This is a genomic window from Clostridium sp. DSM 8431, assembly GCF_900116755.1.
In the GTDB taxonomy this organism is placed as follows: domain Bacteria; phylum Bacillota; class Clostridia; order Clostridiales; family Clostridiaceae; genus Clostridium.
In genome coordinates this window covers 1-11396 of record NZ_FPBY01000111.1, presented here as the reverse complement: position 1 = coordinate 11396, position 11396 = coordinate 1, and the positions used below count along the sequence as shown (strand labels likewise).

At 30.5% G+C, this 11396-nt stretch carries 6 protein-coding genes and 1 rRNA gene; all 7 read left to right on the top strand.

What is annotated here, in order from left to right; genetic code table 11:
• Positions 1 to 87 (top strand): 5S ribosomal RNA (gene rrf / locus BM384_RS11595); the annotation flags it as partial.
• 499 nt (positions 88 to 586) lie between these two features.
• Complete coding sequence (gene glgB, locus BM384_RS11590) at positions 587 to 2818, top strand: 1,4-alpha-glucan branching protein GlgB (RefSeq protein WP_090013779.1); 2232 nt, start codon at positions 587 to 589, stop codon at positions 2816 to 2818.
• A 24-nt stretch (positions 2819 to 2842) separates the two neighbouring features.
• Entirely contained in the window at positions 2843 to 4279 is a 1437-nt protein-coding gene (gene glgA, locus BM384_RS11585) for a glycogen synthase GlgA (RefSeq protein ID WP_090013777.1), read from the top strand.
• 31 nt (positions 4280 to 4310) lie between these two features.
• Positions 4311 to 6746, top strand: coding sequence for a glycogen/starch/alpha-glucan phosphorylase (locus tag BM384_RS11580; protein ID WP_090013776.1), 2436 nt, complete (start codon positions 4311 to 4313; stop codon positions 6744 to 6746).
• A 14-nt stretch (positions 6747 to 6760) separates the two neighbouring features.
• Entirely contained in the window at positions 6761 to 8593 is a 1833-nt protein-coding gene (locus tag BM384_RS11575; protein ID WP_090013774.1) for a glycoside hydrolase family 13 protein, read from the top strand.
• 28 nt (positions 8594 to 8621) lie between these two features.
• A complete protein-coding gene (locus BM384_RS11570; protein ID WP_090013772.1) occupies positions 8622 to 9782 on the top strand; it encodes a glucose-1-phosphate adenylyltransferase in 1161 nt (386 codons plus the stop codon).
• Positions 9783 to 9802: 20 nt separating this feature from the next.
• The gene (glgD, locus tag BM384_RS11565) at positions 9803 to 10903 is read left to right on the top strand and encodes a glucose-1-phosphate adenylyltransferase subunit GlgD (RefSeq protein WP_090013770.1); all 1101 of its coding nucleotides are present in this window, start codon (positions 9803 to 9805) and stop codon (positions 10901 to 10903) included.
• Positions 10904 to 11396 lie beyond the last annotated feature (493 nt).

Genomic DNA, 11396 nt, shown 5'->3' with positions numbered 1-11396 from the left:
CTTTCCATTCCGAACAGGACAGTTAAGCTCTACAGCGCCGATGGTACTTCACGGGAGACTGTGCGGGAGAGTAGGACGTTGCCAGGTGATTAACAGGAAAGCATTAGAAGAAATTCTAATGCTTTTTTCGTATACTTAAATAAAATAGAAATAATTAAAAGCAGTAATATGATCTTAAATATATAGATTCTGTTACTGCTTTTTTTCCTATTAACAAAATATAAAATTTCTTTAGCAGTGAGTATTAATATCAGAGAGGTTCTAGTATGTAAGTTTTTTAATATAAATTTATTTTGATTTTGAAAGCTTTTATGAGATCAACAAAATTGATTCCTAGGCTAAAAGGCTTGATGTTAGTAACTTTTTTCTAAAAACAAATTAATATCTTATTTCACAAAATTAGTTTTTTAGTATGTTAGAAAATATTTGTTTTTAGAGATACTTGTATACTACATAATAAGTTTATAATTTTTTTCAATAAATTTACAAAAATGGATGAAAAATCATTGTGGATTTGTTATTATATAAATATAACTTATTGAAAAAAGGGTATAGAGAATTGTTCTAGTTCATTGAGGAGGGTTATATGTTGGAAACTAAAAGTAATGAGAAAGACACTCTAAGTCAAAACAAAGTAAATGTAGGTGTAAAAGACAGTAAATTAGGAAAAGAAGTTACTATAACAGAAAAACCAATAGTTAAAAAAGAAGAAGTTAAGGTGAAGGGGAACAATAAAAAGAGTGCTAAGAAAAGTAAAAAAGTAAAAGGTTCTTCAGCTGCAAAAAATAAAAAAGCATCAATTGCAGCTTCCAAGATAACAAAAGAAGAAAAAAGAGATGAGGGAATCGAAAAGTATGGTAGAAAGCTTAATAAATATGACTTAACTGATTTTAATACTTATCTTTTCCATGAAGGTAAAAACTATGAAGCTTATAACATAATGGGTGCTCATTTAACTACTGAAATGAGGGTGAAAGGTGTTAGATTTACAACTTGGGCACCAAATGCTACAGCAGTATATGTAGTAGGTTCTTTCAATAACTTTGAAGTTAGGGAAGAGTACAAGTTGCAAAAGGTAACTGAACATGGAATATGGAGTGGTTTTTTTACTGAGCCTGTAGAAAATGATCTCTATAAATTCTGTGTAGTAGATAAAAATGGATTAAAGGGTGAATTTAAATCTGATCCATATGGAGTACAAAGTGAAATTAGACCTAATAATGCATCTGTAATTTATGATCAAACTAGATATAAGTGGAATGATAAGAAATGGCAGATGAAACAAAAGAAAGTCAATGTTTTTGAAAGTCCAATAAATATCTATGAAGTTCATCTAGGTTCATGGAAAAGAAAAGACAATGGCGATTTTTTAACATATGAAGAGTTAAGTAAAGAACTTCCTAAGTATGTTAAAGATATGGGTTATACCTATGTTGAAATAATGCCTATATTAGAGCATCCATTAGATGCATCATGGGGATATCAAGGTACAGGATATTATTCTCCAACAACAAGATATGGAAAGTTGGAAGACGTTAAGAAGTTAATTGATGCTTTCCATAATGAAGATATTGGAGTAATTCTTGATTGGGTACCAGGACATTTCTGTAAGGATTCTCATGGACTATATAGATTTGATGGTACTCCAACTTATGAATATCAAGAAGGTTGGAGAGCAGAAAATGCAGGTTGGGGAACTTGCAATTTTGATTTAGGAAGACCTGAAGTAAAGAGTTATTTGATATCTAATGCTTTATATTGGTTTAGAGAATTCCATGTAGATGGATTAAGAGTAGATGCCGTATCTAGTATTTTATATCTTGATTATGATAGAAGCGATGGTCAGTGGGTTCCTAATAAATATGGTGGTAATGGAAACTTAGAAGGAATGCAGTTTTTAAAGGATCTTAATACAGCAGTATTATCAGAATTTCCTTCAGGACTCATGATAGCTGAGGAATCAACAGCATGGCCAAATATCAGTAAACCACCAAAAGATGATGGATTAGGTTTTAATTTTAAATGGGATATGGGATGGATGAATGATGTTCTTGAATATGTTCAGGTGGATCCACTATATAGAAGACAATTTCACAAAAATATTACTTTCTCTATGATGTACAGCTATTCAGAGAACTTTATATTACCACTATCTCATGATGAAGTTGTTCATGGAAAGAAATCTCTTCTTAATAAGATGTGGGGAGATAAGTGGAATAAGTTTGCTGGAGTTAGAGTCTTTGCTACTTATATGATGGCTCATCCAGGTAAAAAGTTATTATTTATGGGCTCTGAGTTTGCTCAATTCATTGAATGGAGAGAATATGAAGGCCTAGAGTGGATATCAATGGAAGATGATGAATGTTATAAAGAAACTCAAGTATTCTTCAAAGATTTAAATCACTTATATAGAGATAATAAGGCTTTCTGGGAACTTGATTATGATGTTAATGGTTTCTCATGGATAGACCCTGAAAATAAAGATCAGAGTATTTTGGTATTTATGAGAAAGAGTAGGGTAAAAGAAGATACATTAATTTTTATAATTAACTTCAAATCAGAAGTATATTATGACTTCACAATAGGAGTTCCATTCCTAGGAGAATATGAAGAAGTATTTAATAGTGATTCTACTAAATATGGTGGTTCTGGTCAGGTTATAGGTGAAACTTTGTATTCAGATGATAAGCCTTTCCATAATCAAAAATATTCGTTGAAGGTAAAGGTGCCACCAATGGCAGCATTAGTATTAAAGGTTAAAGACATAGTTAGCCAAGATACTAAAAAAGATACAGCTGACAATAAAAGAGAAGATTAAAGGTTAATTGGGGGAGAGTAGAATATGAAGGTTTTATTTGTTGCATCTGAAGCAGCACCACTCATCAAGAGTGGTGGCCTTGGTGATGTTGCAGGAGCTTTACCTAAAGAGCTTGCGAAAAAGGGAGTAGACGTTAGAGTTGTACTTCCTAAATATAAGGGTATTAACTGGAAGCTAAAAGATAAACTTCAATTTGATAGATGGTTTATGATAAATGTAAGTTGGAGAACTAGATACGTTGGTGTATTTACCTATAAACAAGATGGAGTTACTTATTATCTAATAGATAATGAAGCTTACTTTAATCGTGATGGATTATATGGATATTTTGATGATGGGGAACGTTTTGCATATTTTGATAGAGCAGTATTAGAAATGCTAAAACAAGTTGATTGGCAGCCAGATATCATACACTGTAATGACTGGCAGACAGGTATGATACCAGTTATGTTAACCCTTGAATATTCTAGAAAAGATTTATTTTATGCAGGAATGAGAACTGTATATTCTATTCATAATATCTTATTCCAAGGATGCTTTGATAAAGTTATATTACCAGAGTTATTTGGATATGATTATGAACCTTATGAAAATAAGAGTCTAGAGTTTAATAAGGGTGTTAGCTTTATGAAAGGAGCTATTAACTACTCAAATTTAATCAGTACTGTAAGCTATAGTTATGCTGAAGAAATTAAAACTCCTTATTATGGAGAAGGTTTAGATGGACTTTTAAGATGTAGATCTGGGGCTTTAAGAGGTATAGTAAATGGTATTGATTATGATGAATTTAACCCAGAGACAGATGACTATATCTATAAAAAATATAATGTTAATACTTTAAAAGAAAAATTAACAAATAAAGAGCAACTTCAAAAGGATCTAGGTTTATATCAAAGCAGAAATACACCAATGATAGGAATGGTAACAAGACTTACAAGTCAAAAGGGAATTGATTTAATAGTAAATATTGCAGATAGATTATTACAGCAGGATGTTCAGCTAGTTATTCTAGGTACTGGTGATAAGAACTTTGAAGATCATTTTAAATGGCTTGATTATAGATATGGAAATAAAGTATCTGCCAACATTAAGTTTGATAATGAATTAGCGCATAGAATTTATGCTTCGTCAGATATGTTCTTAATGCCATCATTATTTGAACCATGTGGCTTAGGACAACTTATAGCATTAAGATATGGAACAATTCCAATAGTAAGAGAAACTGGGGGACTTAGAGATACAGTTCAACCTTATAATCAGTATGAAGAAACAGGAAATGGCTTTAGTTTTGCTAACTTTAATGCTGATGAAATGCTTAATATTATTCAATATGCTATGGGAATTTATCAAGATAAGAGACAGTGGAATAAGCTAATAAGACATGCTATGAATTCTAATAATAGTTGGAGTAAATCTGCTGATGCATATCTAAATATGTATAACGAATTATGTTATAGATAATTAATCTGTAAACAATAAGGGAGGAAGTAGAATGATATCAGTAGATAAAAAAGAATTCAAAAAAGCATATATAAATAAATTTTTAGAACTAAACGGAACAGATTTAAAAGAAGGAAGTAATCTACAAAAGTATGAAGCTTTAGCAGGACTTATAAGAGATTATGTTTCAAGAACATGGCTTAGAACTAACAAGAAAAATAATAAGAGTGGTCAAAAACAGGTATTTTATTTTTCAATGGAATTTTTATTAGGAAGACTTCTTGGAGATGCTCTTCTTAACTTAGGAATAAGAGATGTTTGTAAATCAGCATTAGCAGAATTAAATATAGATTTAGAAGAGCTTGAAAACTTTGAGCACGATCAAGGACTAGGTAATGGAGGTCTTGGAAGATTAGCAGCCTGTTTCCTAGATTCTATGGCTTCTTTAAAGATACCTGGTAATGGATGTGGAATAAGATATAAATATGGATTCTTTGAGCAGAAGATTGTAGATGGAAAGCAGGTAGAAGTTTCTGATGATTGGCTAAAGGAGGGTAATGCCTGGGAAACTAGAAAAGCTAATAAAGCAGAAATAGTAAAGTTTGGTGGGGAAGTTAAAGTTGATTATATAAATGATCACTTAACTTTCACTCATGTTAATTATGAACCAGTTTTAGCAGTACCTTATGACACTCCAATAGTAGGATATAAGAATGATATTGTAAATACATTAAGATTATGGAGTGCAGAGGCTGTTTCAAATGAATTTGATTTTTCATCCTTCAGTAGAGGTGATTTTCTACAAGCTATTGAATATAAAAATTCAGTTGAGTCAATTTCACAGGTTTTATATCCAGAAGACTCCTTTTATAAAGGAAAAATTCTTAGATTAAAACAAGAATATTTCTTTGTTTCAGCTGGAGTTCAAAGTATAGTAAGACACTTTAAAAAGCATGGAGGTAGAGTTGAAGAATTAGATGAAAAAATAGCAATTCATATAAATGATACTCACCCAACCCTTGCTATACCAGAGCTTATGAGAATATTAGTAGATGAAGAGGGACTTCCATGGGAGGATGCATGGAGAGTTACTACTAATACAGTATCATATACTAATCACACTATCTTAGCAGAAGCCTTAGAAAAGTGGCCTATAGATATGTTTAAGTCCTTACTTCCAAGAATATATATGATTATTGAAGAAATAAATAGAAGGTATTGTGAAGAGTTATGGAATAAGTTCCAAGGACAATGGCAGAAAATATCTGACATGTCTATACTAGCTGATGGTCAAGTTAGGATGGCACACTTAGCTATAGTAGGAAGTCATAGTGTAAATGGTGTTGCTAAGCTTCATACTGAAATATTAAAGAAGAGGGAAATGAGTAATTTCTATTATCTATATCCTAATAGATTTAATAATAAAACTAATGGAATAACTCATAGAAGATGGCTTTTAAAGAGTAATCCAGGTTTAACAAGCTTATTAAAAGATACAATAGGAACAAGTTTTATAAAGCATCCTATTGATTTATGTAATTTTGAAAGACATCTAGATGATAATGCTGTTTTAGAAGAGTTAACTAATATAAAACACAATAATAAAGAAGCATTAGCTAAGCTTATTTTAGATAAACAAGGTATTAAAGTAAATCCAGATTCTATATTTGATGTGCAGGTTAAAAGAATACATGCATATAAGAGACAGCTTATGAATTGTTTAAGAATAATGGATTTACATAATTCATTAATAGAAAATCCAAACCTCGATATTGAGCCAAGAACATTTATTTTTGGTGGAAAGGCAGCTCCAGGTTATTACTTAGCTAAAAGCATAATTGAACTAATTAATTCAGTTGCTAAGACAGTAAATAATGATTCTAGAGTAAAGGATAAAATAAAAGTTGTCTTTATGGAAAATTACAATGTATCTCTTGCTGAAAGAATTATTCCAGCAGCAGATGTAAGTGAACAAATTTCAACTACAACAAAAGAGGCGTCAGGTACTTCTAATATGAAGTTTATGATGAATGGAGCTGTTACAGTTGCAACTCTTGATGGTGCAAATATTGAAATTAGAGACGAAGTTGGTGATAACAATATAGTTATCTTTGGATTAACTGCAGATGAGGTTATGGGGTATTACAACAATGGAGGATATAGTTCTTCTGGATTATATAATAGTGATTCAAGAATAAAGAGAGTTGTAAATAGCTTAATAGATGGAAGTTATAATGCTGATAAAGATAGATTTAGAAATATATATGAAAGTTTGATTAACCTTAATGATGAATTCTTTGTTTTAAGAGATTTTGATTCATATCTTAAGGCACAGGAAAAAGTTAATATGTTATATAAAGATACTTCAAATTGGCAGAAGATGTGTGGCGTAAATATAGCACATTCAGGAATATTCTCTTCAGATAGAACTATAGAACAGTATGCAACAGGTATTTGGGGATCAGAAGTAATTTATAAAAACTTGTAGAAAGGTGAAATCTAATGGAAGAGTTAAGGATAATTCATGACTCTCAGAAGATGAATTATAGAAAACCATTTGGAGCTGTTGAATCTGGAGAAAAAGTAAAGATTGCTTTGTATATTAATAGGGATACAGAGGTCATACTTCAAATAATTAAATCGGATGGATTAATAAGAGATATTAATATGGATAAGGAATACTTAAATGATGGTTCTTTTAAGTATTTTGCGGAAGTTGATACATCTGACTATATTGGACTATTGGAGTATTATTTTGTGATTATACAAGGCTATGACAGAGTATACTATGGAAATAATGATGAGAGATTAGGTGGGATTGGTCAGGTTTATAACTACAATCCTATTCCTTATCAAATAACAGTATACGAGAAGAGTATAGTTCCTGACTGGTATAAAGAAGGGGTAATTTATCAAATTTTTGTAGATAGATTCTGTAATGGCAATAAAGATGGTAAAGTGTTACAGCCAAAGAAAAATTCTTTTATATATGGTGACTGGAGCGATAAACCAATGTATATAAAAGATACTTTAGGCAGAATAGCAAGATGGGATTTTTATGGAGGTAATTTAGAAGGGGTAATAAGTAAATTAGATTATTTAAAAGAGTTAGGTATAAGTATTATATACCTTAATCCTATTTTTGAAGCATCAAGCTGCCACAAGTATGATACTGGTGATTATGAGAAAATAGATGAAATGTTTGGTACTAAAGAGACTTTTGAAAGATTATGCAGTATGGCAAAGGAAAAGGGCATGAGGATTATATTAGATGGTGTTTTTAGTCATACTGGATCTGATAGTAAGTATTTTAATAAGTTTAACAATTATGAAGAGGTAGGAGCATATCAATCTACAGAATCTAAGTATTATAAGTGGTATAGATTTCAGCATTATCCTGATAAATATGAGTGCTGGTGGGGAATAGATAACCAGCCTAATGTAGAGGAATTAGAACCTTCATATGCTGATTATATAGTAAATGGAGAAAACTCCATAATTGAAAGATGGATGAAATCAGGAGCTAATGGATGGAGACTAGATGTGGCTGATGAACTTCCAGACGACTTCATTAAAATGATAAAAAAGAAAATGAAAGAAGTTAAAGAGGATAGTGTTCTTATTGGAGAGGTATGGGAAGATGCCTCAAATAAGGTGAGTTATTCACAAAAAAGAGAATACTTCTATGGAAAAGAATTAGATTCAGTAACTAATTATCCATTTAGAGAAAGTTTCATTAATTTTATAAAAGGATATATTAAATCAGATAAATTTAAAAAGATAATACTTTCATTATATGAAAATTATCCAAGAGAGAATTTCTATGCATGTATGAATGTATTAGGGACTCATGATACGGAAAGAATTTTCACAATATTAGATGAAAGAGTGGAATTATTTAAATTGATAATAGGATTACAGATGACGCTTCCGGGTGTACCTATTGTCTATTATGGTGATGAGGCTGGAGTTACAGGGGGGAAAGACCCTGATAATAGAAAGACTTATCCATGGGGAAATGAGAATATAGATATTTTAGATTATTATAGATTATTAATTGGTATAAGAAATAGGGAAAAAGCACTTAAAAAGGGTAATTTAAAATTTTATGATACAGATTTAGATGTGTGTATGTATGAAAGACAATTTGAAAATGAAATTGTATTAATTGCAGTAAATACATCTGGCGAGAATAAGACATTAAACAATATAAGCTTAAAAGGAAAGTATTTTGACTTGTTAAATAGGAGTAGAGAGATGACAGAGCTTGAGGATAATGGAACTTTAATTCTTAAAAAATTTGAAGTTAAAATTTTAAAGATATATATAGGTTAATTTGAGAAAAAAGAGGGGGAGTAATTAAATGGGTAAAAACGAAATTGTCGCTATGATATTAGCAGGTGGTCAAGGATCAAGACTGGGAGTGTTAACTAAAAAGTTAGCTAAACCAGCAGTTCCTTTTGGAGGTAAATATAGAATTATTGATTTTCCATTAAGTAATTGCTCTAATTCAGGAATACACACTGTAGGTGTATTAACACAGTACAAACCTTTAGAGTTAAATGCTCATATAGGTATTGGTGAACCATGGGATTTAGACAGAAAGAATGGTGGTGTTAGGGTGTTACCACCATATCAAGAAGAAAAGGGAGGTAAATGGTATAAAGGAACAGCAGATGCCATCTATCAAAATATAGAGTTTATTGATGGAGCAGATCCAGAATATGTGTTAGTTCTATCAGGAGACCATATTTATAAGATGGACTATACTAAAATGCTTGATTTTCATAAAAAGAATAATGCACAAGCAACAATTGCTGTAATTGAAGTACCTAAAAAAGAGGCTTGTAGATTTGGAATAATGAATACAAATGAAGACTTATCAATTTATGAGTTTGAAGAAAAACCTAAGGCACCAAAAAGTAATTTAGCTTCTATGGGAATTTATATATTCAACTGGAAGACATTAAAGAAATATTTAAAAGAAGATGAAGCTAATAAAGAATCAAGTAATGACTTTGGTAAAGATATAATTCCAAGTATGCTTGCTGATGGAAACAAGATGATGGCATATCCATTTAAGGGATATTGGAAGGATGTTGGAACAATAGATAGCTTATGGCAGGCAAACATGGATTTAATTAAAGAAGATAACAAATTAAATTTACATGATGAAGAGTGGAAGATTTATTCAGTTAATCCAGTAAGACCAGCACAATTTATAGGAGAAACAGCTGAAGTTACAAATTCATTAATTGTTGAAGGCTGTGTTGTTAATGGAAAAGTAGAAAATTCAGTATTATTCCAAGGTGTTCAGGTTGGAAAGAATACTATAATAAGAGATTCTGTAATTATGACTAATGCTAAAATTGGGGACAATGTAGTTATTGAGAAGGCTATAGTAGGGGCTAATGCAATAATCAGAAAAGATTGTAAGATTGATTTAGATGGTGAAATCGCAGTAGTAGCTTCAAAAGAAGAAGTGAAGATGGGTACAGTTATAGAGAATAATAAAGCAGTATAAAATGGTATAGGGGGAGAAATATGAATAATTGTGTTGGGTTAATCAATTTAGATGGTAATGAAGGTAAAATGGGTGAAGTTGTAGTTAATAGAACACTAGCATCAGTTCCTATAGCTGCAAGATATAGAGTTATTGATTTTGTATTATCAAATATGACTAATTCAGGTATAGATTGTATAGGTATATTTACTAAGAATAAATCAAGATCATTAATTGACCATTTAACTAACGGTAAGCCATGGGACTTAAATAGAAAGAAAGATGGTTTAAGAGTATTTAATTTTAGCGAATATGATCCATCATATGAAGATGTGCATACTTTTGCAGATAATATAGAATTCCTTAAGTTTAGTAGAAAGGAATATGTATTATTAGCACCTTCATATATGATTTGTAATATAGATTATGAAAAAGTAATTGATGAGCATATAAAGAGTGGAAGAGATGTAACAGTTGTTTATAAACATTTAAAACAATCTTCAAGCTCCTTTGATGACTGTAATGTTTTAAATATTGGTGAAGAGGGAAGAGTAATAAGTATTGGTGAAAATATAGAAAATAGTGAAAATGTAAATATAAATATGCAGATGTATGTCTTAGAAACTAGCAGATTAATAGATATAGTTAATGAATGTATAAAGACTGGATTATATAGAAAAGTTAAAGACTATATCAGAGGAAATCTAGATACAATGAATGTTGGAACTTATGAATTCACAGGACATTTAACATGTATAAGTTCTTTAAAAGCATTATATGATGCTAATTTATCCTTCTTAAATAGAAAGATAAGTAAAGAGATCTTCAGTGAAGAAAGACCAATATTCACTAAGACAAAGGATGAGGCTCCTACTCACTACACTAATTCAAGTAAAGTTGTAAATTCAATTATTGCTAATGGATGCTATATTAAAGGTGAAGTTGAGAATTGTGTAATAGGAAGAAGAGTCTACGTTGGAGAAGGAGTAAAACTTAAGAACTGTGTCATTATGCAAAATAGTGTTATTGGAGATAATTCTGTATTAGATAATGTTATAGCTGATAAGGGAACTGAAATCAAAAATAATGAAAAACTAATTGGTTCTCAAATGTATCCTTTGTTTATAAAGAAACAGTGTTAAGATAATTTATATTTCTTATACAGAAAAAGAGTCGGAGTTCCGGCTCTTTTTATTTTGCGCCTTATAAAGTATAAAACTTTCTATATTTGCAATGGTGAAGAGGCAACTTTTTCTCTGCTAAACAAATAGAATTATCTGAAAAATAGAGAAAACTTAACCGAGTATATCACTATGTTTAAGAAGTAGAAAATTAGACATATTTCTAGAATTATTGAGTTAATTTAATTTAGTGTAGGAAAAGCAAAAATTTTTGTCTTAATAACCATGATAAGATAAAACACGTCGCTGAGGCAGACAAGAAACAAAAGGAAATAACAAATTACAATTTAGTTTTTAAAAAATAAAAAATAAATTGAAAAAAGTTGTTGACAGAGTTTCGCTTGAGTGATAAGATATAAAGGTCGTTTTAGGGCAACGAGATAAATTGGTCTTTGAAAATTGAACAGATATAGATAAAGTTAAGAACCAGCAATTCTTTTATGAGTAAGTTTTT